This window comes from Vibrio lentus, from assembly GCF_002875945.1.
Lineage (GTDB): Bacteria > Pseudomonadota > Gammaproteobacteria > Enterobacterales > Vibrionaceae > Vibrio > Vibrio apostichopi.
Map to the genome: position 1 here is coordinate 100,971 of NZ_MCZK01000097.1, position 18,087 is coordinate 119,057.

13 protein-coding genes are annotated in these 18,087 nt (G+C 45.2%); 10 read left to right on the top strand and 3 right to left on the bottom strand.

The window, feature by feature from the left end:
• Positions 1-98 precede the first annotated feature (98 nt).
• On the bottom strand, positions 99-779 hold the full coding sequence (locus tag BCT49_RS06840) for a TIGR00153 family protein (protein WP_192889926.1): 681 nt from the start codon (positions 777-779) through the stop codon (positions 99-101).
• 207 nt (positions 780-986) lie between these two features.
• Between BCT49_RS06840 and BCT49_RS06845 the strand changes: the two genes are divergently transcribed.
• Positions 987-2,504, top strand: coding sequence for an inorganic triphosphatase (locus BCT49_RS06845; protein WP_102434649.1), 1,518 nt, complete (start codon positions 987-989; stop codon positions 2,502-2,504).
• 51 nt (positions 2,505-2,555) lie between these two features.
• Here BCT49_RS06845 and BCT49_RS06850 read toward each other — a convergent pair whose 3' ends face one another.
• Positions 2,556-3,305, bottom strand: a complete 750-nt coding sequence (locus BCT49_RS06850; RefSeq protein ID WP_017106843.1) for a potassium channel family protein — start codon at positions 3,303-3,305, stop codon at positions 2,556-2,558.
• A 97-nt stretch (positions 3,306-3,402) separates the two neighbouring features.
• On the opposite strand from BCT49_RS06850, the gene BCT49_RS06855 reads away from it, so the two are divergent.
• The 3 genes from BCT49_RS06855 (at position 3,403) to hldE (ending at position 9,285) form a co-directional block, all read left to right on the top strand.
• Positions 3,403-4,659 (top strand): methyl-accepting chemotaxis protein, encoded by a 1,257-nt coding sequence (locus BCT49_RS06855; protein ID WP_102327053.1) that lies wholly within the window; start codon positions 3,403-3,405, stop codon positions 4,657-4,659.
• A gap of 223 nt (positions 4,660-4,882) precedes the next feature.
• Complete coding sequence (gene glnE / locus BCT49_RS06860) at positions 4,883-7,732, top strand: bifunctional [glutamate--ammonia ligase]-adenylyl-L-tyrosine phosphorylase/[glutamate--ammonia-ligase] adenylyltransferase (protein WP_102434650.1); 2,850 nt, start codon at positions 4,883-4,885, stop codon at positions 7,730-7,732.
• 122 nt (positions 7,733-7,854) lie between these two features.
• Complete coding sequence (hldE, locus tag BCT49_RS06865) at positions 7,855-9,285, top strand: bifunctional D-glycero-beta-D-manno-heptose-7-phosphate kinase/D-glycero-beta-D-manno-heptose 1-phosphate adenylyltransferase HldE (RefSeq protein ID WP_102434651.1); 1,431 nt, start codon at positions 7,855-7,857, stop codon at positions 9,283-9,285.
• Between the two features lie 183 nt (positions 9,286-9,468).
• Here the strand turns inward: hldE and tolC are convergent, their stop codons facing one another.
• On the bottom strand, positions 9,469-10,812 hold the full coding sequence (tolC, locus tag BCT49_RS06870) for an outer membrane channel protein TolC (RefSeq protein ID WP_102434652.1): 1,344 nt from the start codon (positions 10,810-10,812) through the stop codon (positions 9,469-9,471).
• A gap of 227 nt (positions 10,813-11,039) precedes the next feature.
• On the opposite strand from tolC, the gene nudF reads away from it, so the two are divergent.
• From nudF to parC, 6 genes are all read left to right on the top strand, one after another.
• Positions 11,040-11,669 (top strand): ADP-ribose diphosphatase, encoded by a 630-nt coding sequence (gene nudF / locus BCT49_RS06875; protein ID WP_102434653.1) that lies wholly within the window; start codon positions 11,040-11,042, stop codon positions 11,667-11,669.
• Positions 11,670-11,673: 4 nt separating this feature from the next.
• Complete coding sequence (locus tag BCT49_RS06880; RefSeq protein WP_017106837.1) at positions 11,674-12,114, top strand: DUF1249 family protein; 441 nt, start codon at positions 11,674-11,676, stop codon at positions 12,112-12,114.
• A 60-nt stretch (positions 12,115-12,174) separates the two neighbouring features.
• Positions 12,175-12,999, top strand: a complete 825-nt coding sequence (gene cpdA / locus BCT49_RS06885; RefSeq protein ID WP_017106836.1) for a 3',5'-cyclic-AMP phosphodiesterase — start codon at positions 12,175-12,177, stop codon at positions 12,997-12,999.
• Positions 12,999-13,604, top strand: a complete 606-nt coding sequence (yqiA, locus tag BCT49_RS06890) for an esterase YqiA (protein WP_102269520.1) — start codon at positions 12,999-13,001, stop codon at positions 13,602-13,604. The genes cpdA and yqiA overlap by 1 nt, the downstream gene beginning before the upstream one ends.
• Positions 13,605-13,843: 239 nt before the next feature.
• On the top strand, positions 13,844-15,724 hold the full coding sequence (gene parE, locus BCT49_RS06895; protein WP_017106834.1) for a DNA topoisomerase IV subunit B: 1,881 nt from the start codon (positions 13,844-13,846) through the stop codon (positions 15,722-15,724).
• A 3-nt stretch (positions 15,725-15,727) separates the two neighbouring features.
• Positions 15,728-17,986: a DNA topoisomerase IV subunit A gene (gene parC, locus BCT49_RS06900; RefSeq protein ID WP_102434654.1), complete on the top strand. Its 2,259-nt coding sequence runs from the start codon at positions 15,728-15,730 to the stop codon at positions 17,984-17,986.
• Positions 17,987-18,087 lie beyond the last annotated feature (101 nt).

Here is an 18,087-nt window from a genome sequence, read left to right on the forward strand (position 1 = left end):
AACAAATTTAGACGCAAAAAACCGCTCAGCGAGAGGAATACTCAGCGCATAAGTGGTTTGGTTAAAAAGTGCTCTTCGTTATATGGTTAACGTATGATTTAAGATCGAGAAAGCATTACTTCAAGACGAGCGCCAACACGCTGTGCTTGATCTGCAATACCACCAACCCATTCAAGAATCTTGTACAAGAACATGATGTCAACTGGATTCAGACCTTCTTCTATCGCCATCAATTGTTGGCGTAGTTCGATCTGCATCGCGTCCGTGTCATCTTCAATTACATCTAATTGATGAATCATTTCAGCAACGAGTGTTACTTCACGGCCTTTAAAGCCCGTTTCAAGCAATTCGTCTAATTCATTGATTACGTTTTGTGCTTGGTTCGCTGCATCTAGACAACGTTTAACGTAAGCGATGAAGTTCTGTTGCATTGGAGCAGGAATGACAAGTTGACGACCATATACACGGCCAGCAATGTCTTTCGCTAGGTTTGCTAGTTTGTCTTGTTGAGTTAAAAGCTCCAACATGTCGGTGCGATCAACTGGCATAAACAAACCGCGAGGAAGTTTAAGGCGAATTTCACGTTTTAGTACGTCAGCTTCTTTCTCAAGGTGAGAAATCTGAGCTCGAATTTCAGAAGCTTTCTCCCAGTCACCTTTTGAAGAAACTTCAAAGAAATTAACTAGGTGAGAACAACATTCGTTCACGCATACTACGTGACGCTGCAAAGGTTTAATTGGGGACTTTGCAAATAACCCCATAATTGTATTTACTGGCATGGTCATCCAACCTAATAAATAATAACCTTAAAACAACATACACCATATTCATGGTGAAATGTTAAGCGATGGCTACAAAGTCGCGCATGTTAACCTAATCAATGTCTCATTAAAACTGTTTTAGATCATCATAAGGGCGATATTTCTGACTTGCTGACTTTTCAAATTGGCAATATCCTGTCCCTATCTTCACAGAAAGGTATAACTATGGAAACCGAGATAGAACTGAAGTTTTTTGTTTCTCCTGATTTTTCAGAGACTTTACGCAATAAAATTGCTGAAACTAAAGTACTTCAGCACAGTTGTCGTGAGCTAGGTAACATCTACTTTGACACCCCTGACAACTGGCTACGCAAGCACGATACAGGCTTGCGCATTCGACGTTTTGATGACGTGTTTGTACAAACCGTTAAGACCGCAGGTCGTGTGGTTGCTGGCCTGCATCAAAGACCAGAATACAACGCAGAACACGACAGCAATGAGCCTAAGTTATCCTTACATCCTGAGGATATTTGGCCAGCAGGTAAGGACATTGAAACCTTACAAGCAGAGCTGACGCCTTTGTTCTCTACCAACTTCACTCGTGAACAGTGGCTGGTGGGTATGCCTGATGGCAGCCAAGTCGAAGTGGCATTTGACCAAGGTTTTGTCGAGTCTGGTGGCCTACAAGAACCCATTTGCGAAGTCGAATTAGAACTTAAATCAGGTCAAACCGATGCTCTGTTTACTTTGTCTCGTCAATTCTGCGAGCAAGGCGGCATGCGCTTAGGCAACCTTAGCAAAGCGGCTAAGGGCTATCGTCTTGCTCAAGGTTATCAAGGAGATGAAGTTACTCCTTTGACATTAGTTGATACTGGCAAAACGGATACCGTTGAATCGTGTTTCATTCAATCTTTAGAGCATGCTCTCGCTCATTGGCATTATCACGAGCAGATCTTCACCGAGCGCCAATCAATTGAAGCGCTACATGAGATCAGTCACTCGCTGAGTTTTATCCGTCAAACCTTCACTATTTATGGCGGCATCGTGCCAAGACGCGCGAGTGCTATTTTACGTCAGGAACTAAAGTGGCTTGAGCAAGAGCTCGATTGGCTGAAAAGCTATGACCACTTCGAAGACTTACTGGAAGATAAAGGCCACGTGCTGCGTAAACTTGATGCGCGCAAGTTCTTAGTGGCTGAGCTGAAAGAGATGCAGGAACAGCTTCCTGATCGTGAAGACCTGCTTACCTTATTGAGCTCTGCTCGTTATACCGGTTTGTTGCTAGACCTAAGCCGTTGGATCTTGTCTCGTGGTTGGCAGCCATTCTTAGATGAGAAAGCGCGTGAGCAAATGGGTCGTGGTATCGAATGGTTTTCCGTGCAGCAACTCGATCGTACATGGGCAGACTTGATGGAAGCTTTCCCGCCAGAGCGAGTTATGACCAGCCAAGCGTACATTGATCAACAATACCGTTTGATGCGCAATCTATATTCTGGTGTCGGTTTCGCGAGTTTGTATGACGACGATGAGCGCAACAGCTTCCGTTTGCCATGGGCCGATATGGTGCAAGGCATTGATGACTTGCTGGCACTTAAAACATTAGAGCCGTTAACTGACAAGTTAGAAGGCGATGAGAAGGTTCAGCTAGAGCGTTGGTTGGCTCGTCAAGAGGTGTCTATCCTGCATGCTATGGAGCAGACGCGCCAAATCAGTGTCGAAGTTGAGCCATACTGGCAAGACTAGACTCACTGCCGGTATCAAGATAAGTATGAATTTTTAAATAGGGCTTCGGCCCTATTTTTTTGTTTGTTGCTCGAGCTTCTCTAGTCGTTCGAGGATTTTCTGTTGCTGCTCTATGATCTTTTCAAGATGCTTCTCTTTGTTTTCAGCCCTTTGATTCTCATGATGAGTAGGAGAGGTGATTAAAGAAGTAATCAAGCCTGAAATCATACCAAACACACCCACGCCACAAATAATAACCAAAGACGCCACTAATTTTCCTGAACTCGTTACTGGATAATGGTCGCCATACCCCACAGTACTGATGGTAACGAAAGCCCACCATAAAGCATCTTGGCCAGTGGTAATGTTGGCATTAGGATCTTTGTGTTCTAACAGAAGTATTGTTCCTGCACCTATGGTTAAGAGAATGACCAGCAGCAGAATGATCGAAGCTAGAGTGGTCTCTTTTCGATTGCGAAATAGCTCTCTGAAAACCCGTTTACCCGAGCGCAGAACGAGAATTACACGCAAGATCTGAAAAATGCGAGCGAAACGAAGCGGCTCGACCATCGGGATGCTTGCTAAGAAATCGATCCAGTGTACTTTTAGGTATTCTTTCTTGTTTTGTGATCTGAATAGATCAATTGTGAGCTGAAAAAGAAAAACACTACAGATTATAAAATCGAGGCCGATAAGGACTTGTTTCGATTCTTTATCAATCGGTGCAAACAATAAGCCTGAGATCACAAATAACGCTAAGAAAGAGAGAATCAGTGATAATAAGCTCATCGGCTTGGTTGTGTCTTTGATACTATTTAACATTCATACGAGGCTCAAAATAAATCGCGAACTTTGACTGAAATAGCCATCTCGCGGATATAGAAGCCATCAATATATAAGAGTTAATGGAGAACTGACAATGACTAAACTGTCATTCAAGCCGTGGGAAAGGGTAATCTCTGACGTTCGTCTCGTTCCAAAAATGGTCATGCTGATGATATTCAGCACTATCTTGATCATTTCGAAGCAGCTATGGGACGCGAGCACGTTTTACGATTCATTGCTTGCAGTAACGAACAATGCTCAAGTTGCACAGCAGCATTACGAGACTTACCTAGTTCAAGTGGCTTGGCAAACAGCCTTGATGATCATTGTGTTTGTGGTTCTTCTATTAGCCGCGGCGCGCGTTATGTTGCGCCAAACTCAATACTTAAATGATGCAATCAAAACTATGGCAGATAAGAACCTGTCAGTGCCCATTCATATGGATTGTAAAGATGAATACGGCGATGTAGCTCGTGAACTAGAGAAAACACGAGTTCAGTTGCACGACATGGTTAAAGCTCAGATTGCGTCTTCAGATGAGCTGTTTGCTCTGACGGAAGTGATGACAATCAGCATGTCAGAAACCAAAGACTCGGCTCAAGAAGAGTTCAATGAAATCGATCAGTTAGCGACAGCTATGAGCGAAATGACTTCTACCGTACAAACTGTAGCTGAGCATGCACAAAGTGCTTCTTCATTGACTGAACAAGCATCAGGCCAAGCATTGACGGGTCAGAAGTTCGTTCAGGGTTCTGTCTCTAAGATGAGTGAGCTTTCTTCAGACATCGCAGCCTCTGCTGCAGCGGTAAACCAAGTCGAAGAGCGTGTTGACTCAATTGGTAGCGTTGTTGGCACTATCCAAGGCATTTCAGAACAAACCAACTTACTGGCATTAAACGCAGCGATTGAAGCGGCGCGTGCGGGTGAAGCGGGTCGCGGTTTTGCTGTGGTTGCTGATGAGGTTCGTAACCTTGCACAGCGTACCCAACAAGCGACAGTAGAAATTCAGGACATGATCAGCCACCTACAAAGCAGTGCCAATTCTGCGGTAGAGCTGATGGAAAAGAGTGTTGTGGAAGCGGCTGAAGGTGTGGATCTGGTGACTAATGCCGGGTCTGAGCTGGACGGCATCGTGAGCCAAGTAAACCAAATCAATGATATGAACTTCCAGATCGCAACAGCAGCGGGTCAACAGAGCAGTGTGGCTGAAGAGATGAGCGTCAACCTGACTAATGTTCGTGAGCTTGTTGAAGCATCTGTAGTCGTCGTTGGTGAACTTCTTGAGACTTCTCAGCTTATGGAAAGTAACGCACAAGAACTCGACGGCAAGATTAAGCAGTTTAAGGTTTAATCCTTGGCACTTGGTCCTACCCGTAAAGGCTTATTCTCTGAGACCTTTTCTCAGATATAAGCTCAACCAGATAAGTTAATCGATAAAACGCCCACATTGCTAATGTGGGCGTTTTTTATTGGCGTAACTTTGGTATAACTTACCTTTAGTTATGAAAACCCGTTATTGAAGAACTGAGCCGATAACCCGAACGTTCAGCGTACAGCTTACACAAGGAAGAAACATGCCATTGCCTCCTCAACTCGTCACTCATTCGCAGTCTGCTTTTGAGCATTTACTAGAACATCAAAGTGAAGCCATTAATGCGTGGCCTGAGCCACTTGTTGACGATCTTAAGTATGTATTAGGTTTGAGCGGCTTCATTGGTGAATGCCTGCAGCGTGATTCGGTTTTATCGAGCGCTTTACCGGACATGCTTAAGTGCAATGAACGTGCTCAAGGGTATCGTGAGCGATTAGCAGAGCTTCTTTCTGGTTGTGCTGATGAAATGAGTGGCCAACGAGTGTTGCGTCAATTCCGCAACCGAGAAATGACCTACATTGCTTGGCGCGACTTTATGGGTTCTTGGCAACTTGAGCAGAGCTTAAGCAATTTATCGATGTTGGCTGAGGCGATGATCTTCGAGACCTACCAATGGCAATACGACATTTGCTGTAAGGAGTGGGGCACTCCTTGCAATGAACAAGGCGAAGCACAACCTATGCTGATCATTGGCATGGGCAAGCTCGGTGGCGGAGAGCTTAACTTCTCTTCGGATATCGACCTGATTTTTACTTACCCTGAAAATGGTGAAACACAAGGTGCGCGACGAAGTATCGCTAACGCCCAGTTTTTCACTCGCCTAGGGCAGCGCATTATCAAGGCGCTCGATCAACAAACGTTTGATGGGTTCTGTTATCGCGTCGACATGCGCCTGCGTCCATTCGGTGAGAGCGGCCCATTGGTGATGAGCTATGCTGCGCTGGAAGACTATTACCAAGAGCAAGGTCGTGACTGGGAACGCTACGCGATGGTTAAGGCGCGAGTCATGGGCTGTGAAATGTATCCTCAGTACCAAGAACTTCGCCAGATGTTACGCCCATTTGTGTTTCGTCGTTATATCGACTTCAGTGCCATTCAATCGTTAAGACGCATGAAGTCGATGATTGGCAGTGAGGTTCGTCGTCGTGGCTTATCGAACAACATCAAACTGGGTTCTGGTGGCATCCGTGAAGTGGAGTTCATCGCTCAAGTCTTTCAGCTGATCAGGGGCGGTCGTGAGCCAAGCCTTCGTGGACGAGGTCTACTTGAAACGCTAGGTGCGATTGAAGCTCTGAGTTTGCTAGAAACTGAAGAGGTGGGTCATTTACGTGATGCTTACCTGTTTTTACGTCGCCTTGAAAATCTGTTGCAAGCGATGGGCGATAAGCAGACCCAGACCCTGCCTGACAGCGAGCAAGAGCAATTACAGCTAGCGATAGCGATGCAATTTGCTGATTGGGATGGTTTGATTGACGCGACTCGTGCGCATATGGCGAATGTACACACCGTATTTGAAGACTTGATTGGGGTCGAAGAAGAAGACGCCAATCCAATTGCGAGTCACTTTAGTGAGTTGTGGGATATGGCTCATAAGCCGGATGTGATTGAGCATGTATTAGAACATGACATAGCGGTAGCTAGCCCACCTCAAGCGGCTAAAACGATCATTCAATTTAAGGCGGATTTGGCTAAGAAAACCCTTGGCCCTCGTGGACGCGAAGTTCTCAACCGTTTGATGCCTAAAGTATTCCAAGCCTTGTATACCGCCAAAGATGCCGAGTTTGGTTTATCTAGAGTATTGCATCTGCTGCAAAAGATAGTCACTCGAACCACGTATTTAGAGCTACTTGATGAACATCCTGCTGCTCTGACTCAGCTCGTTCGTTTATGTACCGCCAGCCCGATGATCTCGGAGCAGCTTGGTCGTTATCCTATTCTTTTAGATGAACTTATCGACCCTCAGCAACTCTATAACCCTGTGCCATTAGAGTCGTATAAAACAGAGTTGCGTGATTATCTTGCTCGTATTCCTGAAGACGATATGGAGCAGCAGATGGAAGGTCTGCGTCAGTTTAAGCAGACTTGTATTCTGAGAATTGCTGCCGCAGATATTGCGGGCGCTTTACCTGTAATGAAGGTCAGTGATCACCTTACCTATTTAGCGGAAGCGATTGTTGAGGCAGGTGTTAACCAAGCGTGGCTGCAAGTGTCAGCTAAGTTCGGTGAACCCACTCATGTGAAAGACCGAGAAGGGCGCGGTTTTGCGGTTGTCGGCTATGGCAAGGTCGGCGGTTGGGAGCTGGGCTATAACTCCGATCTTGATATTGTGTTCATGCACGACTGTCCGGTACACATCTATACTGATGGTAAGAAAGAGATTGATGGACGCCAGTTTTACCTAAGATTGGCACAGCGCATCATCCATATTTTCTCGACGAGAACCGCTTCTGGTATTTTGTATGAGGTCGACACACGTTTACGTCCTTCAGGTGCGTCTGGCCTGTTGGTTAGCCCTACAGATGCGTTTGATGAGTATCAGCACCAAGACGCTTGGACATGGGAGCATCAAGCTCTGACTCGCGCTCGTATGATCTATGGCGATGAGCTATTGGCGTCTGCGTTTAACAAAACGCGCCACGAGGTGTTGTGCTTACCGCGTGATGAAGCGACGCTTAAAAAGTCTGTTGTGGATATGCGTGAGAAGATGCGCGGGCATTTAGGCGGAAAAAAAGCTGACCGATTTATGCTTAAACAGGATGCAGGTGGTATTACTGACGTCGAGTTCTTAGCTCAATACTTAGTGTTGAGATACAGCAACGAAAAACCTAAGCTCACTCGTTGGTGTGACAATGTGCGAATCTTTGAAAGCTTGTTGTCGCAAGGGATTATGGATGAGCAACAAGGCGTTGTATTAACCAATGCGTATACGACACTGCGTGATGAAATTCATCACCGAAACTTACTCAACCTAGATGCAGACGTGGCGATTGATAAGTTTGAAAGTGAAAGACAACATGTTATTCAAGCATGGAAGCAATGGATGGAAGTTTAACCCTAGTTATTGCTTGCATGACACCGTGTCTATTTCGGTAAGCGTTTGCTAATTTTTCTATGGTTTAGCCTCTGTAATCAGTGTGCTAGACTCTAGCCAGATTTGATTTTTGGAGATCAATAATGAAACCAATTCTACCTGACTACAGCCAATCAGGTGTTCTTATTGTCGGTGATGTAATGCTTGATCGTTACTGGTATGGCCCAACTGGCCGTATTTCACCAGAAGCACCTGTACCCGTTGTGAAAGTAGAAAATAACGAGGAGCGCCCAGGTGGTGCTGCCAACGTAGCAATGAATATTGCTTCTCTTGGTGGTCATGCTCATGTCGTTGGTTTGACTGGTAAAGATGAACCCGCTGAGGTGTTAAAAAATACCTTAGGTGCGCTCAATGTTAAGTGCGACTTTGTTGAGTTGGACGATTACCCAACCATCACTAAACTACGAGTGATGAGCCGAGGTCAGCAACTGATTCGTCTTGATTTTGAAGACAAATTTGAGAATACGGATCCTGAGTTGGTCTTGTCTCGCATGGAACAAGCGCTACCTAATGTACGTTCGGTCATCCTATCTGATTACGCGAAAGGTGCACTTGAGCACGTACAGAGCTTTATCCAAAAAGCTCGTGCGGCCAATGTTCCAGTATTCATCGACCCGAAAGGCGCTGATTTAGAACGTTACCGTGGTGCAACTTTGCTTACGCCAAACATGTCGGAATTTGAGTTGGTTGCAGGCAAGGTTAAGTCTGAAGAAGATCTTATTGAGAAAGGCATCGCCTTGATTGAAAAGTACGACTTTGAAGCTTTGTTGGTGACTCGCAGTGAGCATGGTATGACGCTGCTTCGTAAAGGTCAGGCACCATTCCATTTGCCTACTCAAGCGAAAGAAGTTTATGACGTTACTGGTGCTGGCGATACCGTTATCTCAGTACTGGCTGCGTCTGTTGCTGCTGGCAAGCCATTGGATGAGGCGTGTGCACTAGCGAACGCTGCAGCTGGTGTCGTTGTTGGTAAGCTAGGTACGTCAACGTTATCCACGATAGAGCTAGCTGAAGCAATTCATGGTAGCCAAGACACAGATTACGGTGTGATCTCTGAAGCTGCCCTAGTTGAAGCGGTTAAGCGAGCTCGTGCGAAAGGCGAGAAAGTGGTTATGACCAATGGCTGCTTTGATATTCTTCATGCTGGACATGTCTCTTACATGAACCACGCAGCTGAGTTAGGCGATCGTTTGATCGTTGCCGTTAATACGGATGACTCAGTGAAACGTTTGAAAGGCCCTGGTCGCCCAGTGAACCCAACCGATCGTCGTATGGCGGTATTGGCTGGTTTAGGTGCGGTTGATTGGGTTGTTCCTTTTTCTGAAGATACGCCTCAACGTTTGATCTCTGAAGTATTGCCAAGCATTTTGGTGAAAGGTGGTGATTATAAACCTGAAGATATCGCTGGCGGTGCGGAAGTGATTGCGGCTGGTGGCGAAGTTAAAGTGCTTAACTTTGAAGATGGTTGCTCTACGACTGAAATCATCAAAGCGATTAAAGGTGGCCGAGGTTAACCCTTAGCCTTCGAGTATCAAACCTTTAGCCTCAAGCTTATAGTCAGACGATAAATCTAGCTTTTGATAGATAATAAAAATGCCGCTCAATGAGCGGCATTTTTGTAACGGTAATCTAGTCACTTTATTTAAGACTCTGATTAGAGTCTTAAATTAGGATTTCATAATTAATTAATTAATTAATTACTTGCTTGCTACTTTTAGACCTGCATTTACATCAACGATGTCTTGTTCGCTTAGTGTACCAACCGCTTGACGAAGCTGAAGAACACTTAGGATGTAGTTGTAACGAGCATCTGAAAGGTTTTTGTTCGCATCGTATAGACGACGAGTCGAATCTAGTACGTCAACGATAGTACGAGTACCCACATCAAAACCAGCTTCTGTTGCTTCTAGAGCAGACTGAGCTGAAACCACAGATTGTTCGTAAGCGCGTAGAGCACCGATCGAAGCTGTGATGTTGTTGTTGAATGCACGCACGTCTTTTACAACGCTACGGTAAGTTGCTTCTAGATCTTCACTTGCTGCAACGTAGTTGTATTCAGCCTGTTTAGTCAAAGAAGTTGTGCTACCACCGGTGTATAGAGGAACAACTAAGTTCAAACCAATGTTTAGGTTATCTTGGTCGTAGTCGCCATTTCCTGTTGGAGTATTAGCGGTATCAGTTTGACCTGCAAATGCGTAGCTACCATCTAATGTTAGACTAGGTAGATGACCAGAGCTTGCTAGAGAGATGTTGTCTTTAGCGATGTCTTGAGAAATACGCGATGCCAATAGACTCAGGTTTTTCTCTTGTGCTTGTTCAACGAGTGCTGCAGCTGATTCAGAAGACTTGCTTGCCGAGAAACGATCAGTATCTAGGATGCTTAGGTTAGAGTGTTCCTGACCTGTAATCTCACGTAGACCTTCGTAGTTATTAATCAGAGTGTTCTCTGCTAAAACTTCGTCAGCTAAAACGCCATCGTACTGAGCTTGCGCATCATGTACATCGGTGATTGCTGAAAGACCTACTTCAAAACGTTGCTTAGTTTGCTCTAGTTGACGAGCAACCGCGGCTTTTTCTGCACGAACAAACTCTAGATTATCCTGAGCTCGAAGTACTTCGAAGTATGCTGTCGCAACACGAAGGATCAAAGCTTGTTGCTCTGCCGCGTACGCTGAATCAGATTGACGAGCAGTTTTCTCAGCTGTATCTAGCGTGATCCAAGAAGAACGTTGGTAAAGCTCTTGTGTGAAGCCAACACCAACACCCCAATTATTGTTGTCAATATTTGAGTTGCCTGTTGAATCGTAATCACGTTCACCACGATTAATATCGTAGTTCGCGTTTAGATTGATTTGCGGTAACAAAGAGCTACGGCTTGACGTTACTGCTTCAAAAGCGGCATCGCGCTGCGCTGCTGAACGAAGAAGTTGTGGATCGTTCTGTTTTGCTTGGTCGTAAACTTCAGCTAGCGTATCAGCAAAAGCTGACGAACTCAGGCTGCCAATTGCTGCACTGATAAATAGTGGAAGCAGTTTTTTCATTTTCCTATTCCTGCCTTTAATGGAATTTTCTTTAAAAGAGTTTAACCCAATTTGGTGGTAATTTACTCGAAACTTTGCACTTTTTTACATTTAACTGTCCACTTGTGCAATATTTATTTTTTAAAACTTAACTTTAATTATAAAATTTATATAAAAAGTTGAACCTAATCCTTGGTAGTTAACTCGGACAATGAGTAAACTGTAAAGATCACTTAGTGAGGTACCAAATGCAACAGTATGACAATCAACGACATGAGTTTACTCCGCAAGATGTGGAAATAGTCTCAAAAGAGACGCTGTTTCGTGGTTTTTTCAAAATGGTTAAATACACATTCAAGCATAAGTTGTTTGAGGGAGGTTGGAGCCAACCAATAGAACGCGAGATGTTTGAGCGTGGTCATGCCGCCGCTTTGTTACCTTACGATCCTGCCCGCGATGAAGTTGTGATCGTGGAGCAGATCCGTGTTGGCGCTTTAGAGCATCAGAACCCGTGGCAATACGAAATTGTTGCTGGGATCATTGATACGGACGAATCCCCACAAGATGTCGCTCGTCGCGAAGCAATGGAAGAGGCTGGAGTCGAAGTCGGATCTGTATTACCGATTACTTCGTATTACCCTTCATCTGGAGGCTGTTCAGAAAAACTCGACGTCTTTGTTGGTTGCGTTGATGCCACTACAGCAAAGGGTGTACACGGATTGGACTACGAAGGTGAAGATATTCGCGTGCAAGTGATGAGTCGCGAGGCGGCTTATCAGTTAGTAAAAGAGGGTGTGTTTGAAAACGGGGCCACGATCATTGCGCTGCAGTGGCTACAATTGAACTACCAAGAATTACAGTCAGAGTGGATAGATTAACGTTATGCCAAATATAGCGGTCAAAAAACCGTATCATGTTGATCTTGCTGAATTGATGCGAGTTTACGAAACCAATTATGCCAAACTTAACGCTTTGTTACCGGTTGGGCATGAGGTTGGTGACGTTCGCTGTTACCAAGCCGTTAATATGGTGTATCAATTGACAGTGAATGAGGTCACAAAATACACCACATTAATAGATATATGTCAGAGTGACGCGATGCCAGTGTTTCCTTTGCCAAAAATGTCTGTCAGGCTATATCACGACGCTCGAGTTGCAGAAGTGTGCGCTAGCGGGGATTTTTCACGTGTCAAAGCGAAATATGACTATCCCAACACTAAGCTTCTGCAAAAGGATGAGAAATTTCAATTGAATAAATTTCTTGGGGAATGGTTAACGTTTTGTTTAAAAACTGGTATCAGCCGCACGCCAATTCCTTTTTAATTGAGCCTATTTTAAGAACACTTTTAAAGTCTAAACAGTAACGTATCTGGATTTGTTATTTTGGAATTATCACACACTTCAAAATTTGATGAGAGCAGTATTAAGCTTGTGCAGCTAACGGACACGCATTTATTTGCACCGAGCAATGGCAGCTTATTAAGCATCAACACACAAGATAGCTTTCGTGCTGTAGTCGATGGCATTGTTAGCCACAACTTTGACTATCAAGCGATCTTAGCTACCGGCGATATTTCGCAGGACCACAGTGCTGAATCGTACCAAAAGTTTGAGTCGGGCATTCAACCTTTGGCAAAACCATGTTACTGGTTGCCAGGGAATCACGACTTCAAACCTAATATGGGCAGTGTATTGCCATCGCCACAAATTCAATGTGTTGATCATGTTCTGCTAGGCGATAACTGGCAGATGGTCATGCTGGATTCTCAAGTGGTTGGTGTGCCGCATGGGCGTTTGAGCGATCAACAACTTGATCTGCTGGAACAAAAGCTCTCTGAGTTCCCCGAGCGAAATACCTTGGTTCTTTTGCATCACCACCCTTTACTGGTGGGTAGTGCATGGCTTGACCAGCACAACTTGAAAGATGCTGAGCAGTTTTGGGATGTGGTTCAACAGCATACCAATGTGAAAGCGGTACTTTGTGGTCACGTTCATCAAGACATGAATCGCAATCATCATGGTGTACAAGTCATGGCAACCCCATCGACTTGTGTTCAATTCAAACCAAACTCGAACGACTTTGCTGTTGATACATTATCTCCAGGCTGGCGAGAGATTGAATTACACCAAGATGGCACGGTTACGACAGAAGTTCGCCGTTTACCTCATGGGCAATTCCTACCTGATTTTGCTGCTGGAGGATACTAATGTCTGATTCTAATGAGCAAGCCGGTAAGCCATCACTGCTGCTCTATATTCACGGTTTTAACAGTTCGTCACGTTCTCACAAAGCGAATGTGATGGCGGATTACTGTGCTCAGCACCGTACGGATATTAAAGTCGTTACCCCTCAACTGCCGAGCTTCCCTCAACAAGCTGCACTTCATTTGCAGCAGCTGGTGGAGCAATATAAAGATCAATATCAGATCGCGTTAGTCGGTAGCTCGTTGGGTGGTTATCTTTCAACATGGCTGAATAGTCACTATGGTTTCAAAGCGGTGGTGGTAAACCCAGCAGTGAAGCCGTATGAGCTTCTTGCTGATTATTTAGGTGAGCAAGTAAACCCATACACAGATGAACGATATGTGTTAGAAACAAAACACATTGATGAACTGAAGGCATTAGAGGTTCCGGCTCTCGCTAAGCCGAGTGACTTCTGGTTACTTCAGCAAACGGAAGACGAAGTTCTGGATTACCGACAAGCGGTAGAGAAGTACCAAGGTGCAACACAAACAGTAGAAGAGGGTGGTGATCATAGCTTTGTTGATTTTGAGCGCTACCCACAACAAATTGTCACCTTTCTAAACCTTTAACCTGTTTCACCAACAGAGTGATTTTCTCTTGTTTGCCTGTTATTTCATCTATCAATGGTGAAATATCATAGTTTGATGTCTTAGTTTTTGAACTAGCTTGACATCATTACTCAGCTTCCAGACTATATTCCCCAATACTTCGCTCGTTCGCTCTACTATGAAGGTTCATAGTAATAATTTTGCTTTAGTGAAACTAGAGCCCGCGAACTGACGCAAACTTTTTGAGTAAACTCCGTATTATGACTGAACAATATAATGCAAAAGACCTCGAGGTACTTGAAGGTCTCGATCCTGTGCGACACCGCCCAGGTATGTATACAGAGACAGAAAGACCGAACCACCTTGCACAAGAAGTCATTGATAACTCGGTCGATGAAGCATTAGCGGGGCACGCTAAGAAAATTAAAGTCGTGCTTCATGCTGACCAATCATTAGAAGTTACCGATGACGGCCGTGGTATGCCGGTTGATATTCACCCTGAAAAAGGGATCTCGGGTGTTGAGCTGATTTTAACTAAGCTCCACTCAGGCGGTAAATTCTCAAACAACAACTACAAGTTTTCAGGTGGTTTGCACGGGGTTGGTATCTCGGTAGTAAACGCACTGTCTAAACGTGTAGAAGTGACCGTTCGCCGTGAAGGGCAAGTGCACGAAATTGCCTTAGAAGGTGGTCATGCAGTAACAGAACTGACTGTGACTGGCACTTGTGGTCATCGCAATAGCGGTACATCTGTTCACTTCTGGCCTGATCCTAAATACTTCGATAGCTCTAAGTTTTCGGTTTTACGTCTTATCAATAACCTGCGAGCGAAAGCCGTACTTTGCCCAGGTTTAGAGATCACTTTCATCGATAAAGTGGGCGGTGAAGAACATAAGTGGTACTACGAAGACGGCCTAAAAGACTACCTTGCTGAAGGCGTGAAAGGTTACACGTTATTGCCTGAAGAACCTTATGTTGGGGAGTTCGTTGCTGAAACGGAAATGGCGAATTGGGCGATTATCTGGCAGCCAGAAGGCGGTGATATGATCACCGAGAGTTACGTGAACTTAGTACCAACTAAACAGGGTGGTACGCATGTAAACGGTCTTCGCCAAGGTCTGCTTGATGCGATGCGTGAGTTCTGTGAATTCCGTAACTTGCTGCCTCGTGGCGTTAAGCTAACGGGTGATGACATCTTTGACCGTTGTTCTTACGTTCTATCGGTGAAGATGCAAGATCCACAATTTGCTGGTCAAACGAAAGAACGTCTATCTTCTCGTCAAACCGCTGCGTTTGTTTCTGGTGTGGTTAAAGATGCGTTTAGCTTGTGGTTGAATGAAAAGCCTCAGCTAGCAGAATTACTTGCAGAAGCGTGTATTGCTAACGCCCATCGTCGTATGCGAGCAAGCAAAAAGGTTGTACGTAAGAAAATCGCTTCAGGTCCAGCACTGCCGGGCAAGCTAACTGACTGTTCAGTTCAAGACTTAAGCCGCACCGAAATCTTCTTCGTGGAAGGGGACTCGGCGGGCGGTTCTGCTAAACAAGCGCGTGATCGTGAATTTCAAGCGGTAATGCCACTGCGCGGTAAAATTCTCAACACATGGGAAGTGTCGGCAGACCAAGTTCTGGCTTCACAAGAAGTCCATGATATTTCGGTTGCTCTCGGTATCGACCCTGATAACGATGATTTGTCGGGTTTACGTTACGGTAAGATCTGTATCCTTGCCGATGCGGACTCGGATGGTCTTCATATCGCGACGCTATTGTGTGCACTGTTTACTCGCCACTTCCATGCATTGGTTGAAGCGGGTCATATCTATGTGGCAATGCCTCCTCTGTATCGTATCGATTGCGGTAAAGAAGTGTTCTACGCACTCGATGACGCAGAGAAAGATGGTGTACTTGAGCGACTATCGCAGAAAAAAGCCAAGATCAACGTACAACGATTCAAAGGTCTGGGTGAAATGAACCCACTTCAGTTACGTGAAACCACGATGGATCCAAACACTCGTCGCCTTGTTCAGTTGACTATTGATGACAACGACGCGACCAACGAGATGATGGACATGCTGCTTGGTAAGAAACGTGCAGATGATCGCCGTTCATGGCTACAGACTAACGGTGATATGGCCGAGGTATAATGGATGTCTAACGAAATTACATATGATGGCGTTGAACAATTGCCGATGCGCAAGTTCACCGAAGATGCCTATTTAAATTACTCAATGTACGTGATCATGGATCGTGCATTGCCTTATATCGGTGATGGCTTGAAGCCAGTACAGCGTCGTATTATCTATGCGATGTCTGAATTAGGCTTATCGGCTGCATCGAAATATAAAAAATCAGCGCGTACGGTTGGTGACGTTCTAGGTAAGTATCACCCACACGGTGACTCTGCTTGTTACGAAGCCATGGTACTGATGGCGCAACCTTTCTCTTACCGCTACCCATTGGTGGATGGTCAAGGTAACTGGGGTGCACCGGATGATCCGAAATCATTCGCGGCGATGCGTTATACTGAAGCTAAATTATCTAAATTCGCAGAAGTGTTACTTGGCGAATTAGGTCAGGGCACCGTTGATTGGCAACCCAACTTTGATGGCACGATGAAAGAGCCTCAAATGCTACCAGCACGCCTTCCTCACATCTTGCTTAACGGCATCACAGGTATTGCGGTTGGTATGGCGACCGACATCCCGCCTCACAATGTCCGTGAAGTGGCGAACGCAGCGATTCATTTGATTGATACGCCGAAAGCTGAACTTCCAGATGTGATGGGTTTCATTCAAGGCCCAGATTACCCGACAGAGGCTGAGATTATTTCGCCGAAGTCGGACATCGAAAAGATCTATCGTACAGGCCGTGGCAGCATCAAGATGCGCGCGGTATGGCACAAAGAAGGCTCTGATATTGTTATCACCGCTCTTCCTCATCAAGTGTCTGGTGCGAAGTTACTTGAGCAAATCGCGAACCAAATGCGTGCTAAAAAGCTGCCAATGGTTGACGATCTGCGTGATGAATCTGATCACGAGAACCCAACACGTATCGTCGTGGTTCCTCGCTCGAACCGTATCGATTGTGATCAACTGATGAGTCACCTATTCGCTTCGACAGATCTCGAGAAAAACTTCCGCGTTAACTTGAACATGATTGGTTTAGACAATCGTCCTCAAGTGAAAGGCTTAGTTCAGATTCTGAAAGAGTGGATTGAGTTCCGTCGTACGACCGTTCGTCGTCGTTTACAGTACCGTTTAGATAAAGTATTGGCTCGTTTGCACATCTTAGAAGGCTTACTTGCTGCTTACCTAAACATCGATGAAGTGATTGAGATCATTCGAACAGAAGACGAACCATGTCCTGTCCTGATGAACCGTTTCAACATTTCTGAAATTCAAGCCAATGCGATTCTTGATATTAAACTTCGTAACTTAGCTAAGTTAGAAGAATTTAAAATCCGAGCTGAGCAAGAAGAGCTTGAAGCTGAACGTGAGAAGCTTGAAAAGCTACTAGGTTCAGAGCGTCGCTTGAATACGCTGATCAAGAAAGAAATCCAAGCAGATGCTGATAAATACGGCGATGACCGTCGTTCACCATTGATTGAGCGTGCTGAAGCGAAAGCGCTAACAGAGCGTGACTTAGTACCAAGCGAACCAATTACGGTTGTGTTGTCTGAGAAAGGTTGGATTCGTCATGCTAAAGGGCATGAAGTTGACGCTGAAGGCTTGAACTACAAATCAGGTGATAAATTCTTAGCGAGCGCTAAGGGTAAGAGTAACCAACAAGCGGTGTTCCTCGGCAGTGATGGCCGAAGCTACTCCCTTGAGTCTCATTCATTACCGTCGGCTCGAAGCCAAGGTGAGCCAATTACAGGCCGCCTGAACGTCAGTCCGGGTACTTCGATTCGCCAAGTGGTGATGGGAGAGAATGAACAGCTATGGTTAGTTGGTTCTGATGCTGGATACGGTTTTGTTTGTAAGGGCAGTGATCTACTGTCGAAGAACAAGAGCGGTAAAGCGTTAGTGAACTTACCACAATCTTCAGAAGTCATGCTGCCAAGCCCAATTGCTGACCTTGAAAGCAACCAGATTTTGGCGATTACTAACCAAGGTCGTATGTTGTTGTTCCCAATTAAAGACTTGCCACAGCTTAGCAAAGGTAAGGGCAACAAGATCATCAACATCCCTTCTGCGAAAGCGAAAGAGCGTGAAGAGTTTGTGTCACACTTGATGGCAATCCCTGAGAATACGACGCTGACTATCTATGCGGGTAAACGTAAACTTGGTTTGAAACCATCAGACCTTGAGAACTTCCGTGGTGAACGTGGTCGTCGTGGTGGTCTGCTCCCAAGAGGTTTGCAGCGTGTGACTCGCATCGATATCGAAGACCCAAGCGAATCATAGAGACGTTTGCTATCTTGATTAGATAAGATGATTAGATAAAAGAAAACCCAGCCTGAGAGCTGGGTTTTTTGTACCTGTATTTTTATATGTGTACTTTAGCG

What these genes read in the sequence shown, in the direction of transcription:
- BCT49_RS06840 (WP_192889926.1), bottom strand. Translation starts at nt 779, where the DNA reads ATGCCAGTAAATACAATTATGGGGTTATTTGCAAAGTCCCCAATTAAA.
- BCT49_RS06845 (WP_102434649.1), top strand. Translation starts at nt 987, where the DNA reads ATGGAAACCGAGATAGAACTGAAGTTTTTTGTTTCTCCTGATTTTTCA.
- BCT49_RS06850 (WP_017106843.1), bottom strand. Translation starts at nt 3,305, where the DNA reads ATGTTAAATAGTATCAAAGACACAACCAAGCCGATGAGCTTATTATCA.
- BCT49_RS06855 (WP_102327053.1), top strand. Translation starts at nt 3,403, where the DNA reads ATGACTAAACTGTCATTCAAGCCGTGGGAAAGGGTAATCTCTGACGTT.
- glnE (WP_102434650.1), top strand. Translation starts at nt 4,883, where the DNA reads ATGCCATTGCCTCCTCAACTCGTCACTCATTCGCAGTCTGCTTTTGAG.
- hldE (WP_102434651.1), top strand. Translation starts at nt 7,855, where the DNA reads ATGAAACCAATTCTACCTGACTACAGCCAATCAGGTGTTCTTATTGTC.
- tolC (WP_102434652.1), bottom strand. Translation starts at nt 10,812, where the DNA reads ATGAAAAAACTGCTTCCACTATTTATCAGTGCAGCAATTGGCAGCCTG.
- nudF (WP_102434653.1), top strand. Translation starts at nt 11,040, where the DNA reads ATGCAACAGTATGACAATCAACGACATGAGTTTACTCCGCAAGATGTG.
- BCT49_RS06880 (WP_017106837.1), top strand. Translation starts at nt 11,674, where the DNA reads ATGCCAAATATAGCGGTCAAAAAACCGTATCATGTTGATCTTGCTGAA.
- yqiA (WP_102269520.1), top strand. Translation starts at nt 12,999, where the DNA reads ATGTCTGATTCTAATGAGCAAGCCGGTAAGCCATCACTGCTGCTCTAT.
- parE (WP_017106834.1), top strand. Translation starts at nt 13,844, where the DNA reads ATGACTGAACAATATAATGCAAAAGACCTCGAGGTACTTGAAGGTCTC.
- parC (WP_102434654.1), top strand. Translation starts at nt 15,728, where the DNA reads ATGTCTAACGAAATTACATATGATGGCGTTGAACAATTGCCGATGCGC.